General features: G+C 64.6%; 22 protein-coding genes. 8 read left to right on the forward strand and 14 right to left on the reverse strand.

Annotation, left to right across the window (positions count from 1 at the left end; all coding sequences use genetic code 11):
* Positions 1 to 28: 28 nt before the first annotated feature.
* Positions 29 to 943: a DUF817 domain-containing protein gene (locus K1T73_RS15130; RefSeq protein WP_220601499.1), complete on the forward strand. Its 915-nt coding sequence runs from the start codon at positions 29 to 31 to the stop codon at positions 941 to 943.
* Here K1T73_RS15130 and K1T73_RS15135 read toward each other — a convergent pair.
* On the reverse strand, positions 882 to 1,256 hold the full coding sequence (locus tag K1T73_RS15135; RefSeq protein ID WP_220601500.1) for a hypothetical protein: 375 nt from the start codon (positions 1,254 to 1,256) through the stop codon (positions 882 to 884). The two genes, K1T73_RS15130 and K1T73_RS15135, sit on opposite strands and share 62 nt — an antisense overlap.
* A 62-nt stretch (positions 1,257 to 1,318) precedes the next feature.
* On the opposite strand from K1T73_RS15135, the gene K1T73_RS15140 reads away from it, so the two are divergent.
* Positions 1,319 to 2,098, forward strand: coding sequence for an alpha/beta fold hydrolase (locus K1T73_RS15140; protein ID WP_220601501.1), 780 nt, complete (start codon positions 1,319 to 1,321; stop codon positions 2,096 to 2,098).
* Here the strand turns inward: K1T73_RS15140 and K1T73_RS15145 are convergent.
* Positions 2,074 to 3,075 (reverse strand): polyprenyl synthetase family protein, encoded by a 1,002-nt coding sequence (locus tag K1T73_RS15145; protein ID WP_220601502.1) that lies wholly within the window; start codon positions 3,073 to 3,075, stop codon positions 2,074 to 2,076. The genes K1T73_RS15140 and K1T73_RS15145 overlap by 25 nt on opposite strands.
* A 55-nt stretch (positions 3,076 to 3,130) precedes the next feature.
* Here K1T73_RS15145 and K1T73_RS15150 point away from each other — a divergent pair, with 55 nt between their 5' ends.
* The 3 genes from K1T73_RS15150 to K1T73_RS15160 all read left to right on the forward strand — a co-directional run bounded on the left by K1T73_RS15150 (position 3,131) and on the right by K1T73_RS15160 (position 4,379).
* Positions 3,131 to 3,346 carry a DUF2007 domain-containing protein gene (locus tag K1T73_RS15150; RefSeq protein WP_220601503.1) on the forward strand — a complete coding sequence of 72 codons (216 nt, stop codon included), beginning with the start codon at positions 3,131 to 3,133 and terminating at the stop codon, positions 3,344 to 3,346.
* Positions 3,339 to 4,100 (forward strand): tRNA1(Val) (adenine(37)-N6)-methyltransferase, encoded by a 762-nt coding sequence (locus tag K1T73_RS15155; RefSeq protein ID WP_220601504.1) that lies wholly within the window; start codon positions 3,339 to 3,341, stop codon positions 4,098 to 4,100. Before K1T73_RS15150 ends, K1T73_RS15155 begins: the two co-directional genes overlap by 8 nt.
* A gap of 108 nt (positions 4,101 to 4,208) precedes the next feature.
* Complete coding sequence (locus K1T73_RS15160) at positions 4,209 to 4,379, forward strand: DUF465 domain-containing protein (protein ID WP_220601505.1); 171 nt, start codon at positions 4,209 to 4,211, stop codon at positions 4,377 to 4,379.
* 64 nt (positions 4,380 to 4,443) lie between these two features.
* Here K1T73_RS15160 and phbB read toward each other — a convergent pair whose 3' ends face one another.
* The 4 genes from phbB to K1T73_RS15180 form a co-directional block, all read right to left on the reverse strand.
* Positions 4,444 to 5,166, reverse strand: a complete 723-nt coding sequence (gene phbB / locus K1T73_RS15165; RefSeq protein WP_220601506.1) for an acetoacetyl-CoA reductase — start codon at positions 5,164 to 5,166, stop codon at positions 4,444 to 4,446.
* 19 nt (positions 5,167 to 5,185) lie between these two features.
* Positions 5,186 to 6,028 carry a patatin-like phospholipase family protein gene (locus K1T73_RS15170; protein ID WP_220601507.1) on the reverse strand — a complete coding sequence of 281 codons (843 nt, stop codon included), beginning with the start codon at positions 6,026 to 6,028 and terminating at the stop codon, positions 5,186 to 5,188.
* Between the two features lie 49 nt (positions 6,029 to 6,077).
* A complete protein-coding gene (locus tag K1T73_RS15175; protein ID WP_220601508.1) occupies positions 6,078 to 7,253 on the reverse strand; it encodes an acetyl-CoA C-acetyltransferase in 1,176 nt (391 codons plus the stop codon).
* Positions 7,254 to 7,405: 152 nt separating this feature from the next.
* The gene (locus tag K1T73_RS15180) at positions 7,406 to 8,242 is read right to left on the reverse strand and encodes an EAL domain-containing protein (RefSeq protein WP_220601509.1); all 837 of its coding nucleotides are present in this window, start codon (positions 8,240 to 8,242) and stop codon (positions 7,406 to 7,408) included.
* Between the two features lie 105 nt (positions 8,243 to 8,347).
* Between K1T73_RS15180 and K1T73_RS15185 the strand changes: the two genes are divergently transcribed.
* Together K1T73_RS15185 and K1T73_RS15190 are read left to right on the forward strand one after the other, a co-directional pair.
* Entirely contained in the window at positions 8,348 to 8,926 is a 579-nt protein-coding gene (locus tag K1T73_RS15185) for a DNA-3-methyladenine glycosylase I (protein ID WP_220601510.1), read from the forward strand.
* Positions 8,927 to 9,131: 205 nt separating this feature from the next.
* Positions 9,132 to 10,640, forward strand: coding sequence for a D-alanyl-D-alanine carboxypeptidase family protein (locus tag K1T73_RS15190; protein WP_220601511.1), 1,509 nt, complete (start codon positions 9,132 to 9,134; stop codon positions 10,638 to 10,640).
* Between the two features lie 39 nt (positions 10,641 to 10,679).
* Here K1T73_RS15190 and ccoS read toward each other — a convergent pair whose 3' ends face one another.
* From ccoS to K1T73_RS15215, 5 genes are all read right to left on the reverse strand, one after another.
* The gene (ccoS, locus tag K1T73_RS15195) at positions 10,680 to 10,838 is read right to left on the reverse strand and encodes a cbb3-type cytochrome oxidase assembly protein CcoS (protein ID WP_220601512.1); all 159 of its coding nucleotides are present in this window, start codon (positions 10,836 to 10,838) and stop codon (positions 10,680 to 10,682) included.
* 3 nt (positions 10,839 to 10,841) lie between these two features.
* Entirely contained in the window at positions 10,842 to 13,025 is a 2,184-nt protein-coding gene (locus K1T73_RS15200; protein ID WP_220601513.1) for a heavy metal translocating P-type ATPase, read from the reverse strand.
* A 4-nt stretch (positions 13,026 to 13,029) separates the two neighbouring features.
* A complete protein-coding gene (locus tag K1T73_RS15205; RefSeq protein WP_220601514.1) occupies positions 13,030 to 13,485 on the reverse strand; it encodes a FixH family protein in 456 nt (151 codons plus the stop codon).
* Positions 13,485 to 14,927 (reverse strand): cytochrome c oxidase accessory protein CcoG, encoded by a 1,443-nt coding sequence (gene ccoG, locus K1T73_RS15210; RefSeq protein ID WP_409077716.1) that lies wholly within the window; start codon positions 14,925 to 14,927, stop codon positions 13,485 to 13,487. Before ccoG ends, K1T73_RS15205 begins: the two co-directional genes overlap by 1 nt.
* Before the next feature lie 89 nt (positions 14,928 to 15,016).
* Positions 15,017 to 15,910, reverse strand: a complete 894-nt coding sequence (locus K1T73_RS15215; RefSeq protein WP_220601516.1) for a LysR substrate-binding domain-containing protein — start codon at positions 15,908 to 15,910, stop codon at positions 15,017 to 15,019.
* A gap of 101 nt (positions 15,911 to 16,011) precedes the next feature.
* On the opposite strand from K1T73_RS15215, the gene K1T73_RS15220 reads away from it, so the two are divergent.
* Entirely contained in the window at positions 16,012 to 16,158 is a 147-nt protein-coding gene (locus tag K1T73_RS15220; protein ID WP_220601517.1) for a hypothetical protein, read from the forward strand.
* 265 nt (positions 16,159 to 16,423) lie between these two features.
* On the opposite strand, the gene ccoP is transcribed toward K1T73_RS15220, so the two are convergent.
* From ccoP to ccoO, 3 genes are read right to left on the reverse strand one after another with little or no spacing between them, the layout of a single operon-like run.
* Positions 16,424 to 17,290, reverse strand: a complete 867-nt coding sequence (gene ccoP / locus K1T73_RS15225; RefSeq protein ID WP_220601518.1) for a cytochrome-c oxidase, cbb3-type subunit III — start codon at positions 17,288 to 17,290, stop codon at positions 16,424 to 16,426.
* A 5-nt stretch (positions 17,291 to 17,295) separates the two neighbouring features.
* Positions 17,296 to 17,496 carry a cbb3-type cytochrome c oxidase subunit 3 gene (locus K1T73_RS15230; RefSeq protein ID WP_220601519.1) on the reverse strand — a complete coding sequence of 67 codons (201 nt, stop codon included), beginning with the start codon at positions 17,494 to 17,496 and terminating at the stop codon, positions 17,296 to 17,298.
* A 9-nt stretch (positions 17,497 to 17,505) separates the two neighbouring features.
* The gene (gene ccoO, locus K1T73_RS15235) at positions 17,506 to 18,276 is read right to left on the reverse strand and encodes a cytochrome-c oxidase, cbb3-type subunit II (RefSeq protein ID WP_220603771.1); all 771 of its coding nucleotides are present in this window, start codon (positions 18,274 to 18,276) and stop codon (positions 17,506 to 17,508) included.

Genomic DNA, 18,276 nt, shown 5'->3' on the forward strand with positions numbered 1-18,276 from the left:
ACCGGCGCCGCCCCTGTCTTATGAACCGATGACAAAGCGCCCTGCGCACACCCCCACCACGACCCGCCGCCTCGAGCGCGCGCTCGGCGACCGGATGCGCGCCTGTCTGCCCGGATGGGTGGCGGAACTCGTGATGTTCGTGCTCAAGATGGGGTGGTCCGCGCTTTTCGGAATTTCTTTACTTTTCGCCATCATCCTCACCAAGGCGATCTGGCAGGGCGGATGGACCGTTCATCGCTACGACGCGCTTGTGCTGATCGCGGTGGGGCTCCAGGTGCTCTTTCTCGCGCTCAAACTCGAAACATGGGCCGAGGCGCGGGTCATCCTGCTCTTTCACGCGACCGGCACCGCGATGGAGATTTTCAAGGTTCACGCGGGATCATGGGCCTACCCCGAGGCCGGATTGCTGAAATTCTTCGGCGTGCCGCTTTTCTCGGGCTTCATGTATGCCAGCGTGGGCAGCTTCATGGCCCGGACGATTCGCGTCTTCGACATGCGATTCGCGCCCTACCCGCCTTTCTGGGCCACGCTTCTGCTCGCCACGGCGATCTACGTGAACTTCTTCGCGCATCACTTCGTGCCGGATATCCGCGTGGGCCTTTTCGCGGCGACCCTGATCCTCTTCTCGCGCACGCGGATCTGGTACCGGATCGGGGCCAACCTCTACTGGATGCCGCTCCCGCTCGCGGCGTTTCTCTCGGCGGTCTTTCTCTGGATCGCCGAGAATATCGGGACGATGACAGGCACCTGGGTCTATTCCGGGCAGGCACGGCTCGAGCTGGTGAGCATCGGGAAACTCGGCTCGTGGTACCTGCTGCTCTACGTGGCATTCGTGACCGTCACCATTGTCGTGCGCGGCCCGCTCAGCGCCGCGCCCCTGGTCAGATCAGATCTTGCCACCACAGAACCGCCAGAAGAAATGCCAGCACGATCAGCAGGTTGAAGACGATCCCGCCAAGCAGACCAAGGATCACGCCGCGCCGCCGGTCCTTGGGGTCGATCGTGTCGAGATGACTTTCGATCCGCTCGAAGGCGCGGTCGATCTCGGCCTCGTTAACCTGTCGCCAGATACGCGGATGCCCCCGCCTGGCCTGCGCATCGACCAGCACCGCGCCCTCGCGCCGCACCCATTTCGGAAGTCGCCGCCCCGCATGGCGAAGCGCGCGCGCAAGCGTCTTGCCCCGCGCGCCGAGCTTCTCGCGCAAGCGGGCTTTGAGCGCCTCAATCCGCGCGTCGAAGGCATCTGGGTCAATCATCGGCCACATCCCAAGGATTTCAGCGGTTTACGCGATTCCCCCGAGGCGGTAAACCTGCGCATATGCTGAACACCATCACTCATGGCCAACCGACCGGGCGCACCGGACTTCTGATCGCGCACGGGCTTTACGGCTCGGCGCGTAACTGGGGCGTGATCGCCAAGCGGCTTGCGGACACCCGGCAGGTCACTGCCGTCGACATGCGCAACCACGGGGACAGCCCCGGCACCGAAACGCACAGCTATCCCGAGATGGCCCACGACCTCGCCGAGGTGATCGAGGCCGGCGCCGTCCCACGGCATGTCATGGGGCATTCGATGGGCGGAAAGGCGGCGATGCTTCTGGCGCTCGAACGTCCCGACCTCGTGCAAAGCCTCATCGTGGCCGACATTGCGCCCGTGGCCTATGCGCATAGCCAAAAGGGCTATGCCGAGGCGATGCGCGACACCGACCTCGCGGGCATCGAGCGCCGCTCCGACGCGGCCGAGCGCCTCATGCCGCGCGTGGACAATCCCGACCTGGTGCCGTTCTTCCTGCAATCGCTCGACGTGAAAGAGCGACGCTGGAAACTCAACCTCGACACGCTCATCTCGGAAATGCCGAAGATCATGGATTTCCCCGATGTTTCTGGGAGTTACGCCGGGCCGACGCTCTTTCTCACAGGCGCAACCTCGGACTACGTGACCCGCGCCCACCGCGACCGCATCACGGCGCTTTTCCCCGCCGCCCGCTTCGTCAGCATTCCCGAGGCGGGCCATTGGCTCCATGCCGAGAAACCGCGCGAATTCGAGGCGGCGGTGCGCGCGTGGCTCGATCGTCAGGACACCCGCGCCACCACGTAGTCGGCCAGATCGGCCAGCAGTCCGCGCACGGGATGTTCGGGCAGACGCCGCAGCGCGTCATGCGCCTTCGCGACCCAGCCATGCGCGTCCTCGCGCGTGGCCTCGAGCGCGCGATGCCGGTCGAGCAGGGCGATGGCATGGTCGAGATCACCCTCCTCCTGCCGCCCTTTCTCGATCGTGCGGCGCCAGAACGCGCGCTCCTCGTCATCGGCCCGCGCGATCGCCTTGATCAGCGGCAAGGTGAGCTTCCGCTCGCGGAAATCGTCGCCCACATTCTTGCCCGTGACCGCGCTATCCCCTTGGAAATCAAGCAGATCATCAGCGATCTGGAAGGCAACCCCAAGCGCGTCGCCATAATCGAAAAGCGCGCGCGTCACGTCGTCTTCGGCCCCGGCGATCACGCCGCCCGCCTCGGTGGCCGCCGAGAACAGGGCCGCCGTCTTGCCCCGCACGACCTGGAGATAGGTGGCCTCGTCCGTCCCGATATCGCGCGACGCGGTGAGTTGCAGCACCTCGCCCTCGGCGATCGTCGCCGAGGCGTTGGCAAGAATGTCGAGCACCCTGAGCGAGCCGGTTTCCACCATCAACTGAAAGGATCGCGCGAAAAGATAGTCGCCCACCAGAACGCTCGACTTGTTGTCCCATAGCAGGTTCGCCGTGGGACGCCCCCGGCGCTGCGCGCTCTCATCGACCACGTCGTCATGCAGAAGCGTGGCCGTATGGATGAACTCGACTGTCGCCGCGAGGCGCACGTCGTGATCGCCCTCGTAGCCGCACAGGTCCGCCGCCGCGAGCGTGAGCATGGGGCGAAGCCGCTTGCCTCCCGCATCGACCAGATGTGCCGTCACCTCGGGGATACGCGGCGCGTGCTGCGACGACATGCGCCGGGCAATCTCGGCATTGACCGCGGCCATCTTCGGGGCGAACCGCTCTGCAAGGCGGTCATGAGGCTTCTGCGCGGCTTCGTCGAGGCTCATCCCTGGTCCCATCCTGCCGCTCGACAAACCGGGGCGGCAACCTTAAGTCCGTCTCATGAAACTACTTCTTCGCAGCACCGACCCGGCAACGCTTGCCTTCGCGCGGGCCCTGCTTCAGGGCGAGGGTATAGACTGCTTTGAAATGGACGTAAACATGAGCGTCCTCGAGGGCGGGATCGGCATTTTCCCCCGCCGCCTCATGGTGCGCGAGCGCGATCACGTCGCCGCAATGCGCGCCCTCCGCGACAACGGGATCGAGGTCGATGCCTGAGACGCGACGCGATGCGTTTCTGGGCGGGCGGCTTCATGTTCATCAGCCTGTCTCGGGCTACCGGGCGGGCGTGGATCCGGTGCTCCTGGCCGCGACAATCCCCGCCCGGGCGGGCGAGCAGGTGCTCGATCTCGGCTGTGGCGTCGGGGTGGCGGGCCTCTGCGTCGCGCAGCGTGTTCCCGGCGCGGCGGTCGCAGGGCTCGAACGGCATCCGGCCTACGCCGCGCTCGCCCGTCGCAACGCGCGCGAGAACGCGGCAGATTTCACCGTTTTCGAAGGAGATCTTGACCGGATGCCGGCCGAGCTTCGCGCGCGTCGCTTCGATCACGTGCTGGCCAATCCCCCTTATTTTCGGCGTGATGCCGGCACCGCCGCAGCCGACCCGGCGCGCGAGGTCGCGTTGGGTGAGCAGACCCCCCTCGCCCACTGGGTCGAGGCCGCCTCCCGCCGCACCCGGCCCGGCGGCACGGTCACCTTCATTCAACGCGCGGCCCGCCTGCCCGAGCTCCTGTCGGTGATGGCCGAACAGCTCGGAAGCATCGAGGCCCTGCCCCTCCTGCCACGCGGGGGCCGTGCGCCGCGCCTCGTGATCGTGCGTGGCCGCAAGGGCGGTCGCGCAGAATTCTGCCTTCACGCGGGCTGGATCCTGCACGCGGGCGAGCGACACGAGAAAGACGGCGAAAATTACACGAAAGCAACGGCTTCGGTCCTGCGTGACGCCGCGCCGCTGCCGTTTCCCGCGCGTGTCCGGTAAAACTCGCGGCAAAATGCCCGGCAGGATGCTGCGCGTGCGGCGTGACAGGTGCCGTGTTTTATGATGCACTCGGGACGTTGAACATTCATCCACGAGAGGAGATCGTCCATGAGCCTGAGTTCGCATGTCGAGGAACTGAAGAAAAAGCACCACGCGCTCTCGCTCCGGGTCGAGGAGGCGCAGCGCGCCCCCGGATCGACCGATCAGGAAATCGCGGAACTCAAGAAACAGAAGCTCAAGCTCAAGGAACAGATCGAGAAATTGTCGGCCCCGGCCTGACGACCATCCGATCCGTCACCAAGGCCGGCCTCATCGAAGGCCGGCCTTTCTCGTTTGGACGCACTCAGGCGAAATATTGTGCCCCGTTCGCCGAGATCGTCGATCCGTTGATGAACTGCGCATCATCCGAGGCAAGGAAGGTGACGCAGCGCGCGATCTCTTCCGGTTCGCCCAAGCGGCCCGCAGGGATCTGGGCGATGATCGATTCGCGCACTTTCTCGGGCACCGCCATGACCATCTCGGTGGCGATATAGCCGGGGCAAATGGCATTGGCCGTGATCCCCGCCCGCGCGCCTTCCTGGGCGAGGCTCTTCACGATGCCCAGATCGCCCGCCTTCGTCGCGGCATAGTTGACCTGCGCGAACTGGCCCTTCTGCCCGTTGATCGAGCTGATGACGATGACGCGTCCGAACTTGCGCTCGCGCATGCCGGGCCAGACCGGGTGGATGGTGTTGAAGACCCCGGTGAGGTTGGTATCGATCACCTCTTTCCACTGCTCGGGCGTCATCTTGTGGAAGGGCGCATCACGCGTGATGCCGGCATTGGCCACGACGATGTCGATGGGTCCGACCTCCTCCTCGACTTTCTTGATGCCCGCGGCGCTTTCCTCGTAATCCGCCACGTTCCACTTGTAGGTCTTGATGCCGGTCTCCTCGGTGAACTTGGACGCGGCGTCGTCGTTGCCCGCGTAGGTGGCCGCAACGGTATATCCTTCCGCTTGAAGTGCCTTGGAAATGGCTGCGCCGATGCCGCGGCTGCCGCCGGTGACGAGTGCGGTTCTACCCATGAATGATCTCCTCTGCTGGTTAGTTTTTCTGCAGGTTGTTCAGGAACAACTCCGCATCCTTGATACCCTGTTCCCACGTCCGGGCAATCTTTTCGGGATCGGTGAAGTCGATCTTGTCCGCCTCGGTCTCTTCCGAAGGTGCCAGGTAGAGCCTGTCGTCACGCTCCGGGATCCTGTCATAGTCGCGCGTCAGAAGGATGAGTGTCGTCCCTTCGTCCGGCTCCGGCAGCGGCGCCTGATCGGACATGCCTCCGTCGATCACGTCCTTTCCTTCCCACTTGGCCAGCGCGAAAAGCGGGGGAATCACGGCAGCGGCACAGATGAGCTCGACGAGCATACCCTCGCGCGCGGCCTTGCGCGCATCGACGCGCGAGGTGGTGATGCCCATGCGTTCGGCCCAGTTGAAATGCGGCCCCGAGACAAGATGCAGCTCGGCCTCGTAGGCAAGCGTCGCAGCGGTTGCGCTCAGATCGGCGAACGGCCCTGTCGGTGGGTGCGCGAGCAGGACGTGATAGTCAGGTCCCTCCGCCACGGCGTCGATCGCCTCGGGCGGGAAAGCCTCGGTGACGACCTCGCGATAGATTCGCTGGTGCGGCGTGATCCCCTCGTCCTCGATCAGATCGTCCAGCTTCAGGTTGCTGTCGAGATCGGAAAACGCCTCGCTCATGAGGCTCAGGATCTGCTCGCCCCTGTGGGCGATGAACCCGGCGCCGGTGAGCACGCCACCACTCACTGCCGTGATCCGCTCCGGGTTCGGCGCCACGCGGTCGCGGGCGACGTGCATGAACCCCCCTTGCCAGAAACAGCGCGTGCCGCCGCCGGAGAAGACGACCTGATCGAAGGGGGGATGCGGCCGGGCCATGTCGGAAAACGGCGAGGGCCCGCCCGAGCGGACCCCGCCTGCGCTTGGCTCAGCCGCGCTCGACGCACATGGCGACGCCCATGCCGCCACCGATGCAAAGGGTCGCGATCCCTTTCTTGGCGTCGCGTCGTTGCATCTCGAACAGCAGGGTGTTCAGAACGCGACACCCGGACGCCCCGATGGGATGGCCGATGGCAATCGCGCCGCCGTTGACGTTCACGATCTCGGGATCCCACCCCATTTCCTTGTTCACGGCGCAGGCCTGGGCGGCGAAGGCTTCGTTTGCCTCGACGAGATCGAGATCATCGACGCTCCAGCCCGCTTTCTCGAGCGCCTTGCGCGAGGCGCTGACGGGACCGACGCCCATGATCGCCGGGTCCAGACCGGCGGTCGCGTAGGACGCGATGCGGGCGAGCGGCGTGATGCCGCGTGCCTCCGCCTCCTCGGCGCTCATCAGGAGGACGGCCGCGGCGCCATCGTTGATCCCGCTTGCGTTGGCCGCCGTGACCGAGCCGTCCTTGGCGAAGGCCGGACGCATCTTCTGCATCGCCTCGATCGAGGCACCGTGCCGGATATATTCGTCATGCTCGACCACCGTCTCGCCCTTGCGGGTCTTGACCGTGAAAGGCACGATTTCATCCTCGAACCGGCCGGCCTTCTGCGCGGCCTCGGCCTTGTTCTGGCTTGCAAGGGCGAACTCGTCCTGCTGCTCGCGCCCGATCTGCCACTTCTCGGCCACGTTCTCGGCGGTCTGCCCCATGTGATAGCCGTTGAACGCATCCCAAAGGCCATCGCGGATCATCGTGTCGATGAGCGTCATGTCGCCCATCTTCTGACCTTGCCGCATGTTCTGACAATGGGGCGACATCGACATGTTCTCCTGCCCGCCCGCGGCGATGATCTTGGCATCGCCAAGCTGAATATGCTGAGCCCCGATCGCCACGGCCCGAAGTCCCGAACCGCAGACCTGGTTGATGCCCCAGGCCGCGCTTTCGATGGGAAGCCCGGCGTTCACATGCGCCTGCCGCGCGGGGTTCTGGCCCTGGCCGGCCGTCAGAACCTGGCCGAGGATCGTCTCGGAGACCTCCCCCTTGTCGACCCCGGCCCGCGCGCAGATCGCCTCGAGAACCGCGGCGCCGAGATCATGTGCCGGGGTATTGGCGAAGGCGCCGCCGAACGAGCCGACCGCGGTGCGCGCTGCGGATGCGATAACTACGTTTGTCATGAAAACTCCCACCGATGTTGCTGCGGGTCGGCGACGTGGCGGCCGAACTGCCACCCACGTGCGAATCCCCCGCCAGGTCGAGGTGGAATGTACCCCAGCCGCCGCAGTGCGGCAACGGGCCTGCCGTGCGCGCCGCGAAAGCCGTTCCGCGATCACGCATCGCGGCGTCGCGCCTCCTCGCGCAGCCAGTCGGGCCGCACGGTCGGCGCACCGAAGAAGTAGCCCTGCAGGCAGTCGACGCCGATCGATGCAAGGTAGCGCGCGTCGTCGGGCCGCTCGACGCTTTCGGCCACGACGAACATGTCGAACTGTCGTCCGATCGTGGTCAGTGCCTGGGTCAGGACCTGGTTGTCGGGATCGGTCGCGATACCGCGAATGAACTGACCGTCGATCTTGAGGATGTCGAAGAAGAACTGCTTGAGATAACGGAACGACGTATAGCCCGCGCCGAAATCGTCGAGCGCGAAGCTCACGCCCTGCGCCTGGAGATCCTTCATGAAATTGGTGACGAGTTCCGGCACGATCATGGCCGAGCTCTCGGTAATCTCGAGGATCAGCCGTTCCCCCACCGTGCGGTCGCGTTGCAACCCCTTTTGCAATGCGCGCATCCAACGCCCGTACCCGATCGAGCGCGCCGACATGTTGATGGACAAGCGCAGGTCAGGATACTGCGCGAGCGTGAGCAGTCCTTTCTCGATCGCGAGGCAATCAATGATGCGCCCCGTCTCGCTCGTCTCGATGGCGCCGATGAAATCGCGCGCGGGAATAATTCTCCCGGTCTCGTCGAGGATACGAATCAACCCCTCGTAGAAGGCTGGGCGGTCGGTCCGTTGCGACGGCACGACGGGCTGAAACGCAAGCATCACCTGCTTGTGGCGCACCGCGGCCTCGACCATGTCGATCACGGTCCGGTCGCGCGCCGATACGGCATAGGAGAGCGGATCCTGCTGATCGAGGGGGATATCAGCCCACTTGGCCCTGGCGCTCATGCGGCGTGCTCCTCATTCACTGGCGACACCATGCCCTCTCTGCGCTAAGGATCACTTAAGAAATCCGTTCAAATCGCGCACATCTCGCGAATTAAGGTCAGGACAATGAGTGAACGCTGTGGCTGGGTCGGACCGGACCCCATCTACGAGGCCTATCACGACACCGAATGGGCCGTTCCGGAATACGACAGCCGTGCCCTGTGGGAGAAGCTGGTGCTAGACGGCTTCCAGGCGGGGCTGAGCTGGATCACGATCCTGAAGAAGCGCGACAATTTTCGACGGGCATTCAAGGGCTTCGACCCTCATGTCATCGCGAACTGGGGAGAGGAGGATGTCGCACGCCTCCTGTCGGATCCCGGCATCGTGCGGCACCGGGGCAAGATCGAAGCGACGATCGGAAATGCCCGTGCCTGGCAGGTGATCGAGGCCGATCAGGGCTTCGACCATTACCTATGGTCCTTCGTCGGCGGGGCGCCGCTCCAGAACGCGTGGGAAACGCTGGCCGATGTGCCCGCCGAAACGCCGCTCTCGCGCGAGATTTCGCGCGATCTGAAGCGGCGCGGGTTCCGATTCTGCGGCCCCACCATCACTTACGCCTTCATGCAGGCCTGCGGCATCGTCAACGATCACCTGGTCAGCTGTCCGCGACACGCCGAGGTCCGCAGGCCGGGACGCGGGCGATGACCCAGCTTGCCACATTTCTGCCACATTGGCAGGTGTGGTTGACGCTCCCCGGCCTGCCCCAACATCTTGGACCCGGTTCATGTAACCTGCCGCAAAATCGTTATAATTGAACACTTTATTTGCCACTCCTCTTATGCTAGCCTGACATCAAGAACGAGAAGCCAGCCGGAAAACCGGCGGCGTGAGGCAGTAAAAGAGCAGGTTCATGAGAACGCGGGACACGCATCCGGTGCGTTTGATACTGGTGGCCTTGGCCGCCGTGTGGTTGTTCGTGGTCGTGCCGCTGAGCGCGGCCGCAGCCCCCTATGCCGCCATGGTCATCGACGCCCGATCCGGCGAAGTTCTTCATTCGCGCAATGCCGATACCCGGTTGCATCCGGCGTCTCTGACCAAGATGATGACGCTCTACGTGGTCTTCGAGGCTGTCGAGAACGGCGAGATCGGGCTTGATGATTACGTCACGATCTCGCGCCATGCCGCAAGCGAACCTCCCAGCAAGCTGGGCCTCAAGTCGGGCCAGAAGATCAAGTTGCGTTACCTGATCCGTGCAGCGGCGGTGAAGTCCGCCAACGATGCGGCCACCGCGCTGGCCGAAGCGATCGAGGGGTCCGAAGCCCGCTTCGCGCGGCGCATGAACCGCACCGCCAAGGCGCTTGGCATGACACGAACCACCTTCAAGAACGCCCATGGCCTGACCGAGCAGGGGCATCTCTCCACGGCGCGGGACATGACCACGCTGGGACGTCACCTGTTCTATGACTATCCGGGTTACTACAACCTCTTCTCCCGCACGAGCACCGACGCCGGGATCCGGAGCGTCAGCAACACGAACCGCCGCCTGCTCAGCGCCTATCGTGGCGCCGACGGGATCAAGACCGGATACACCCGTGCCGCCGGATTCAACCTCGTCGCAAGCGCGGAGCGGGGGCAGGAACGGATCATCGCCACCGTCTTCGGCGGTCAATCCTCGCATTGGCGCAACGCGCGCGTGGCCGAGCTGTTGGACATGGGCTTCAAAAGCGCGCCCACTCGCGTGGCATATAACAAACCCGCCAAGCCCGCCTATTACGGCAAGATCGACGGCGACGCGCCGGGCGGTGTCGGCAAGATCGTGCGCCTCGCGTCCGCCGCGGCGGTCAAGAAAAGCCTGCGCCCCACCGCGCGGCCCGTGCCTGAAACGCCTGTCGTGACCGTGGTGGCCAAGGCCGATATCGAGGAGGCGCTTCAACAGGCGCAAGCGGTCGAACTCACCCCAGAGACGACCATCGTCGAAAGCACCGAACCCGAGGCGCCGGCCGAGACCGAGATCGCGCGTGGCGCGGCGCAGCCCACGGCGGAGCCGGTCCCCGAGGCGGCGCCCGAAACAACCGTTCTGGCCAGCGTCAAACCGGAGCTTCGTCCGCAAGGCCTCGTGCTGAGCGATATCTCGCCCGAGCCCCCCGAGCAGGAAGTCGTCACCCGCATCTCGACATCGGGCGGACGCAACTGGGGCATCAATGTCGGCCGCTATCCAAGCCAGTACAAGGCCCGCCAGGTGCTTCTGCAAACCGCCCTGAGCGAGCTCGACACGCTGGACGAAGCGCTGCGCAAGGTGGTCGAGCGTCGGGGCGGCTATGACGCCAATTTCTTCGGCCTGACGCGCGAAACGGCCGACCTTGCCTGCCGGCGGCTTCAGGCCAAGAAGATTACCTGCTTCATGATCGATCCGGGCTGATCCCGGCCACCGGGACTCCTCTGCGATGGCGCGCTTGCCTCACGGTTTCGGATGATCATCCCATTCATCCGACAGGATGCGCTCGGCATCCCCCTCGGGGTCGTCATACTGGTTGCTTCGGACGGTATAGATGAAACCGACCAGGCCTACGCCGCCGAGCACCAGCGAAATCGGGATGAGATAGGCAAGGATGTTCATGTGTCACCTCAGGCGCAGCGCATTCAGTGAAACCGTGATCGAACTCGTCGACATGGCCAGCGCGGCCACGAGCGGTGTCGCAAGGCCCGCAACGGCCAGGGGCACGGCCACGATATTGTAGATCGTTGCGATGCGGAAGTTCTCGGTAATCCGCCTCGTCGCCTTGCGCGCCAGGTCGAGCGATCCGGCGACCGGCGAAAGGTTTCGCCCCAGAAGCACGATATCCGACGCGGCCCGTGCCGCATCAAGCGCCGACGCGGGCGAGATCGAGACATGAGCCGCGGCCAGCGCCGCCGTGTCGTTGAGACCGTCGCCCACCATCAGAACGTGGGCGCCTTCGGCAGTCAGCGCCTCGATACGCGCCACCTTGTCCTCCGGGCGTGTCTCGGCCAGCCATTCGTCGATCCCGACGCGTGCAGCCAGGCTCGCAACCGCGCGCTCGGTGTCGCCCGAGATCAGCAGCACGCGATGCCCGGCCCCCCGAAGTGCGGCGACCGTATCGCTCGCGCCCTCGCGCAGCCGGTCCTCGAAGGCGAACCGCACAGCGTCGCGCCGCCCCACGCGAAGCCAGGTCTCGGTGCTCGCACCTGTCTCGGCGTCAACCCAGGCCGCGCGACCCAGCCGGATCTCCTCACCGCCGATCTGACCGCGTATGCCGTAACCCGGGACCTCCTCCACGTTCTCGATCTTCGCGGGAGCCACTCCCGCGTCACGGGCCGCGCGCAGAACCGCACGCGCCAGGGGATGTGATGACCCCTCGGCAAGCGCGGCCGCCCGCGCGAGATCGTCAGCGTCGAACTCGTCGTTTGCGACGAGGCGCGGATCGCCCTCGGTCAGGGTCCCGGTCTTGTCGAAGACGACGCAATCCACCTCGGCCAGACGCTCGAGCGCGGTTTCATGCTTGATGAGCATCCCTTGCCGGAAGAGGCGCCCGCTCGCCGCCGTGGTCACCGCCGGCACCGCGAGGCCGAGCGCGCAGGGGCAGGTGATGATCAGAACCGCCGCAGCAATGTTCAGCGCCGTGCGCACGTCCCACGTGGCAAGGTACCACCCCGCGAAGGCAAGCGCGGCCAGGATATGAACCCCCGGTGCATAGAGTTTCGCCGCCCGGTCGGCGAGCGAGGTGTATCGCGCGCGTCCCGCCTCGGCGACAGCCACCAGGTCGGCCAGACGGTGCAGCGAGGTATCCGTCCCCACCGCCGTCGCGCGAATGACGAGCGGTCCGGAAAGGTTGATCTCGCCCGCCGAAACCGGCTGCCCCGGTCCCGAGAAGACGGGCAAGGTCTCGCCCGTCAGAAGCGAGCGATCCATCTCGGAGGTGCCCTCCACGACCTCGCCATCCACCGGACAGCGCGCGCCCGGGCGAACACGGATAAGATCGCCTTCGACCAGTTCCGCCACATCCACTTCCCGCTCCACGCCGTCCGCCCCGATGCGCCATGCGCGCGGCACCTCGAGCGCGGTCAACTCCTCGGCGGCCGAGCGCGCGACGGCGCGGGTCCGGTGGTCGAGATAGCGCCCCGCCAGCAGGAAGAAGGTCAGCGCGACCGCCGCATCGAAATAGGCGTGCTCCCCCGAAAGCGCGGTTTCCCACAGCGAAGTCACGACCGCGAGAAGAATGGCGAGGGAGATCGGCACATCCATGTTGAGCCGCTTGGCCTTCAGCGCCGACCATGCGTTGCGGAAGAAGGGTTGCCCCGAGAAAGCGATCGTCGGCAGGGCGATCGCTGCCGAGATCCAGTGGAAAAGATCGCGGGTGGCGTCCTCGGCCCCCGACCAGACCGACACCGAGAGCAGCATCACGTTCATGCTTGCGAAACCGGCGACCGCCATCCGCATCAGCAGGTCGCGTCCCGCGCGATCCGTCTCGGTCGCGCGCAGGCTCGACGCATCGAGTTCATGCGCCTCGTAGCCCATCGCCTCGACCGCGGCCACCAGTTGCGCGGCGGAGACATCATCGGCCGCAGTCACGCTTGCTCTCTTGCGGGTCAGGTTCACACGCGCCGCGCGCACACCGGGATGCTCCGACAGGCCGCGCTCGATCCGGGCGATGCAGGCCGCGCAGTGAATGGTCGGAAGTGAAAGGAAGATCTGCGCGTCCCGGGGCGCATCCCGTTCCGCCGCCGCCTCTGCGGCAGGGGCAGCCGTGCAGGCCGGACAGGCCGAGGGACGCAGGGCGACCGTCATGTCCTCACTCCTTGATGAGGACGACGCGGCGAGCAAACGGCGTTCCGTCGGGCGCGCGCGCCGTCATCCGGATATTCCAGTTCCCGTCACCCAGCTCGACCGGGGCGACATAACCGCTTTCGGTCATGCGGAAATCGGGCGTGACATCGGCGTACACATGCGTGGCACGGCCCACCGTCGCCTCGAGCGCGTCGACCTCGATCACCCGGCCCTCACGGTCACGGATCGCGAGGGTAAGAACACCGCCCTGATGACGGGCCGCCACGTCCCAGCCCAACGCGTCCTGCGCCGCGCGCCTCTCATCGAAGGTCTGGCTCGCGACGTAGGAATTCTTGACCTCAAGGCCCGGAAACGTCCGGATGGCCGAGACGGCAAGAACCAGGTTCACCGAAATGATGATCGCGAAGGCCGCGGCGAAGCCTGCGAACACGTGCCAGCCCTTGATCTCACGCATTTCCATCACCCGCCCCTTCCGTTGAAGACCGTATCCTTGTAGGCCCGATCGCCATTCTCCGCATCCTCGATCCAAAGCCGCACATCGGTGCGGTCCGCCTGCGCGGCCTCGGTGCCGGGGCCAGCCTCGATATAGAGACGCTGATTATAGGTCGAATCCGCCGGGACAGTCACTGTCTGATCCGGCTCCCCCTCGAGCAGAAGGCTCAGCTCGGGTCGATCGGCGATACTCAGCCGGAATTCGCGCGCCTCGCCGAGCTTGTTGAGAATGCGAACCTCGTAGCTGTTGCGGATCGTACCGTCGGACATGGTCACATAGGTCGGATTGCGCACAGGCGCGACCGTCATCTCGATATCCGAGCGAACGAACAGCGCGAAGAGAAGACCCACGCCCACGAGCGACCAGAGCGATGTGTAGAGGATCGTCCTGGGACGGAAGACATGCTTCCAGATCGGCTTGGGCGGTTTTCCGGCCCGTTCGTTCTTTTCGTCGGTCAGCGCCATGTAATCGATAAGCCCGCGCGGCTTGCCGATCTTGGCCATCACGTCATCGCAGGCGTCGATGCACAGGGCGCAGGTGATACACTCCATCTGCTGACCATCGCGGATATCGATGCCCATCGGGCAGACGTTCACGCAGGCCATGCAGTCGATACAATCTCCCTGCGGCGCGCCGGCCTTGACCGCCTCGGAATGTTTCCGCGGTTCGCCACGCCATTCGCGGTAGCCTACGACCAGCGTTTCCTCGTCCATCATCGCGGCCTGGATACGCGGCCAGGGGCAGGCATAGATACAAATCTGCTCGCGCGCGAACCCGCCGAAAAGGAAGGTGGTGCCGGTCAGGATGGCTATCGTGGTATAGGCGACCGGATGCGCATCGAGAGTGAAGAGATCGCCGAGAAGCGTGGGCGCATCGGTGAAGTAGAACACCCAGGCCCCTCCCGTCGCGACCGCGATCAGAAGCCAGACAACCCATTTCGTGAGTCGAAGCCGCGCCTTTCGGAAATCCCAGTTCTTCTGCCGGTGCAGGCGCAGGCGTGCGTTTCGGTCGCCTTCGATCCACCGCTCGACAAGGATGAAGAGGTCCGTCCACACGGTTTGCGGACAGGCATAGCCGCACCAGACCCGGCCAAGCGCCGAGGTGAAGAGGAAAAGACCGAGCCCCGCCATGACCAGGAGGCCGGCCACGAAATAGAACTCGTGCGGCCAGATCTCGATCCAGAAAAAGAAGAACCGTCGCGACGCCAGGTCGACCAGAACCGCCTGATCGGGCAGTTCGGGGCCGCGATCCCACCTGATCCAGGGCAACACGTAATAGATGCCCAGGGTGACGGCCATGATGATCCATTTCAGGTTTCGGAACTTGCCGTAGACCTTCTTGGGAAAAATCGGTTCGCGGGCGGCATAGAGGCCGGGTCCGCTGTCTTGCGATGTGTCTGCCAACGGCATCACTCCACGGGTTTGATTGGATCCACGGCCCGCTTCTCGCAGTCGTGGCCGGCATGGACATTGACCTGCATCAAATACTAGTCCCGAATTCAGCTTTTAGTCAGTGGGTCGGAAAGCCGCAGCTGCGTGCGCAGCCATTTGACGAAGACACGCGCGACGGGGCGAAGCACACCGGGACGTGTCACCACGTGATATCCCTTGCCGGTGTCATGCGTGTAGAGAAGGCGCAGCCGGTTGGCCTTGAGATCCTGCTCGACGAAGGTTCTGATGACCACGGCGACCCCCTGCCCGTCGCGGACCGCGTCCAGAAGCAGGTTGCCGGGAAGCTGGATGGACGTGCTGTCGCGCCCATCGAGCACGCCCGCATCCTTCAGCCATCGATTCACCTCCGACAGGCCGCCGTCCTGCAACACCGGGAACCGCGACAGCGCGCTCATGTCGCGCACCGGTTCGTCCCCCACGAGCGACGGTGCCCCGACAAGCACCATGGGCGAGGTAAAGAGGCATTCGCTTTCGAGCCCCGGCCACACCCCGGATCCATACCGGATCGCCACATCTATACCGCCCGGCTCGAGCGCCTGGATCTCGGGCGACGTGCTCAGGATGAGGTTGGTGCCCGGATGCGCTGCATGAAAGGCAGACATCTGCGGCATGAGCCAGGCCGAGGCGAAAAGTGGCGTCGTGGTAATGTGAAGGGGCCGGGCGGCATCGGCGCCTGTGATGGTCTCGACCGAGTGCGCGATCGCTCCGAACCCCGTGCGCAGCGCCTCGGCCAGTTGCTGCCCCTCCACCGTGAGCTTCATCGCGCGCCCGCTCCGATCCAGAAGCGTCGCACCCATATGCGCCTCCAAGGCCCGCAATTGCTGGCTTACCGCGGCATGGCTGACGTTGAGGGCGGCACCTGCGTCGACCACCGATCCGGTCTCAGCGAAAGCAGCGAAAGCGCGCAAGGCAGTCAGCGGTGGAAGGTCGAGCCAGTTCATGATGTAAGCCAGACTTTAATATCGGTTATATTCCTGCCTCGCATAATCCCCCAGAATAAGCAATTATATAAGCAGTCGAAACTCTCCAGAGGAGACGCGCCATGTTCGGAATATACGCCAGATCTTTCATGACTGCCACCCGCACGCCCGAGACGCCCGAGATGAATCACTGGGGCCGCCACATCCGCTTCGATACAAGGCGAGAGGTCGAGTTGATGGCGCAGACCGAAGGGCGCCGCCGTGACTGAAACGCCCGGCCGTTGGAAATGCACAGTCGGACACGCGCGCCGCGTCCGGTGGGCGCCGCGGTCTTGCAGCCGCACCGAGGCGCGAGCCTGAAGGATCCCGCCCATGAACGTGAAAGCCGCCCCGATCACCTCGGGGCGGCTTTCACGTCAGAGAGCTCCGGCAGTTTGATGTAGAGGCACCGACCCTTCGGGAAACGCGCGAACAGATCGAAGGGCCGGCACCCGCCTCGCGCCTTGCGGCGCGAGGTTTCGTGTGAGGCTCGCGTTACTCGCCGCCCCCCAACTGGTGAACATAAGCCGCCACCGCACGCACCTCCGCCTCGGTCAGACGGTTCGACCAAGGCGGCATCACGCCGAAACGGCTGTAGTTGATGGTTTCGACGATGGTGTCGTAGTCACCGCCATAAAGCCAGATCGCATCCGCGAGGTTCGGCGCGCCCTGGCTGGTGTCGCCGGTCCCGTCCTCCATGTGACAGACCGCGCAGTTGTCCATGTAGACCGTCTCACCCTCATCGACGAGGCCGGGATCCTTGGGTTCGCCCGAAAGCGACATGACGTAATTGGCCGCCGCGGCGATTTCGTCCTGCGAAAGGATTTCCTCGAAGGCGGGCATCTCGGAATAGCGCGCATCCGGGTCCACGTCGTTGCGGATACCATGGGCGATCGTGGTGTAGATCGATTCGATATCACCCCCCCAGAGCCATTCGTTGTCGAGCAGGTTCGGATAGCCCTTGGCTCCTGCCGCGCCCGACCCGTGGCATTGGGCGCAATAGGTCAGGAAAACCGACGCGCCGGCCTTGGCCGCATAGGCTTCGATCTCCGGGTTCTCGGCAAGCTTCGTCAGTTCGACCTCGGCCAGGGCCGCCATGTTCTCGGCATTGGCTTCCTCGAACCGCGCGATCTCGGTGGCGACCTCGGCCCGCGTCGAGTAGTTCAGCAGGCCCGGTGTGGCCTGGGTAAGCATGGGCCACGCAGGGTAGGCGATGACATAGCCGATCCCCCAGATGATGGTGGCATAGAAGGTCCAGAGCCACCAACGCGGCAGAGGATTGTTGAACTCCTCGATCCCGTCCCACTCGTGGCCGGTGGTCTCCGGATCCTGTTGCTGTTTCTTCGGCGGGGTCTTGGCCATGTCTTTCACAGCTCCCTTTTGTCGTCATCCGCGGGATCGTCCGTCGCGGGCTTGTCTTCGTGGCGAAACGGGATGTCCCGCGGCTCTTCGTATTTCTTCGTGGCGCCGGGCCGGAACACCCAGATGACGACGCCCACGAAGAACAGGAAGAGGAAAAGCAGCATCCAGCTGTCCGCGAATTCCCTCAAGGCGGAATAGGTTTCCATCCCTCGCCCCTAACGGTTGTCGACAGGCGTGAAGGTCGAGAAATCGACCAGCGTGCCCAGCATCTGGAGGTAGGCGATCAGCGCATCCATCTCCGAGATACCCGCGCGCATGTCGAAATTCCGCACCTGCACGCTCTCGCCGTAACGCTCGATCAACGGATCGTAATCCTCATCCGGGTTGGCCTGGACCTTGAAGTCGTATTGCGCGTTCGCGATCATGTCATCGGTATAGGGCACGCCTGTCATGCGATGCGCCTTGAGAAGGTCGGCCACGTGTTCTCCGTCGATCATCCGATCCTCGAGAAAGGCGTATTTCGGCATGATCGACTCCGGCACCACCGATTGCGGATCGCGCATGTGGTCCACATGCCACTCGTCCGAGTAGCGGCCGCCGACGCGGGCAAGATCCGGCCCGGTCCGCTTGGAGCCCCACTGGAACGGGTGGTCGTATTTCGACTCGGCCGCAAGGCTGTAATGGCCATAGCGCTCGACCTCGTCGCGCATCGGGCGGATCATCTGGCTGTGACAGACATAGCAGCCTTCGCGCACGTAGATCTCGCGCCCGGTCAGTTCGAGCGGCGTATAGGGGCGCATGCCTTCCACGTCCTCGATCGTGTTTTCCAGCCAGAAGAGCGGGGCGATCTGCACGATGCCGCCGATCGTCACCACCAGGAAGGCGAAGATCGTCAGAAGCGTGATGTTGCGCTCGAGGATCTGGTGACGGTCGAGGAACGACTTGCGCTTCGGTCTCTCGCCCACGCCCGATGCCGATTCCGGCAT

The organism is Roseovarius sp. SCSIO 43702 (assembly GCF_019599045.1).
Classification (GTDB): domain Bacteria; phylum Pseudomonadota; class Alphaproteobacteria; order Rhodobacterales; family Rhodobacteraceae; genus Roseovarius.

Excerpts from the sequence above, each read along its gene's own strand:
- K1T73_RS15130 (WP_220601499.1), top strand. The coding sequence starts at position 29 with ATGACAAAGCGCCCTGCGCACACCCCCACCACGACCCGCCGCCTCGAG.
- K1T73_RS15135 (WP_220601500.1), bottom strand. The coding sequence starts at position 1,256 with ATGATTGACCCAGATGCCTTCGACGCGCGGATTGAGGCGCTCAAAGCC.
- K1T73_RS15140 (WP_220601501.1), top strand. The coding sequence starts at position 1,319 with ATGCTGAACACCATCACTCATGGCCAACCGACCGGGCGCACCGGACTT.
- K1T73_RS15145 (WP_220601502.1), bottom strand. The coding sequence starts at position 3,075 with ATGAGCCTCGACGAAGCCGCGCAGAAGCCTCATGACCGCCTTGCAGAG.
- K1T73_RS15150 (WP_220601503.1), top strand. The coding sequence starts at position 3,131 with ATGAAACTACTTCTTCGCAGCACCGACCCGGCAACGCTTGCCTTCGCG.
- K1T73_RS15155 (WP_220601504.1), top strand. The coding sequence starts at position 3,339 with ATGCCTGAGACGCGACGCGATGCGTTTCTGGGCGGGCGGCTTCATGTT.
- K1T73_RS15160 (WP_220601505.1), top strand. The coding sequence starts at position 4,209 with ATGAGCCTGAGTTCGCATGTCGAGGAACTGAAGAAAAAGCACCACGCG.
- phbB (WP_220601506.1), bottom strand. The coding sequence starts at position 5,166 with ATGGGTAGAACCGCACTCGTCACCGGCGGCAGCCGCGGCATCGGCGCA.
- K1T73_RS15170 (WP_220601507.1), bottom strand. The coding sequence starts at position 6,028 with ATGGCCCGGCCGCATCCCCCCTTCGATCAGGTCGTCTTCTCCGGCGGC.
- K1T73_RS15175 (WP_220601508.1), bottom strand. The coding sequence starts at position 7,253 with ATGACAAACGTAGTTATCGCATCCGCAGCGCGCACCGCGGTCGGCTCG.
- K1T73_RS15180 (WP_220601509.1), bottom strand. The coding sequence starts at position 8,242 with ATGAGCGCCAGGGCCAAGTGGGCTGATATCCCCCTCGATCAGCAGGAT.
- K1T73_RS15185 (WP_220601510.1), top strand. The coding sequence starts at position 8,348 with ATGAGTGAACGCTGTGGCTGGGTCGGACCGGACCCCATCTACGAGGCC.
- K1T73_RS15190 (WP_220601511.1), top strand. The coding sequence starts at position 9,132 with ATGAGAACGCGGGACACGCATCCGGTGCGTTTGATACTGGTGGCCTTG.
- ccoS (WP_220601512.1), bottom strand. The coding sequence starts at position 10,838 with ATGAACATCCTTGCCTATCTCATCCCGATTTCGCTGGTGCTCGGCGGC.
- K1T73_RS15200 (WP_220601513.1), bottom strand. The coding sequence starts at position 13,025 with ATGACGGTCGCCCTGCGTCCCTCGGCCTGTCCGGCCTGCACGGCTGCC.
- K1T73_RS15205 (WP_220601514.1), bottom strand. The coding sequence starts at position 13,485 with ATGGAAATGCGTGAGATCAAGGGCTGGCACGTGTTCGCAGGCTTCGCC.
- ccoG (WP_409077716.1), bottom strand. The coding sequence starts at position 14,927 with ATGCCGTTGGCAGACACATCGCAAGACAGCGGACCCGGCCTCTATGCC.
- K1T73_RS15215 (WP_220601516.1), bottom strand. The coding sequence starts at position 15,910 with ATGAACTGGCTCGACCTTCCACCGCTGACTGCCTTGCGCGCTTTCGCT.
- K1T73_RS15220 (WP_220601517.1), top strand. The coding sequence starts at position 16,012 with ATGTTCGGAATATACGCCAGATCTTTCATGACTGCCACCCGCACGCCC.
- ccoP (WP_220601518.1), bottom strand. The coding sequence starts at position 17,290 with ATGGCCAAGACCCCGCCGAAGAAACAGCAACAGGATCCGGAGACCACC.
- K1T73_RS15230 (WP_220601519.1), bottom strand. The coding sequence starts at position 17,496 with ATGGAAACCTATTCCGCCTTGAGGGAATTCGCGGACAGCTGGATGCTG.
- ccoO (WP_220603771.1), bottom strand. The coding sequence starts at position 18,276 with ATGCCGGAATCGGCATCGGGCGTGGGCGAGAGACCGAAGCGCAAGTCG.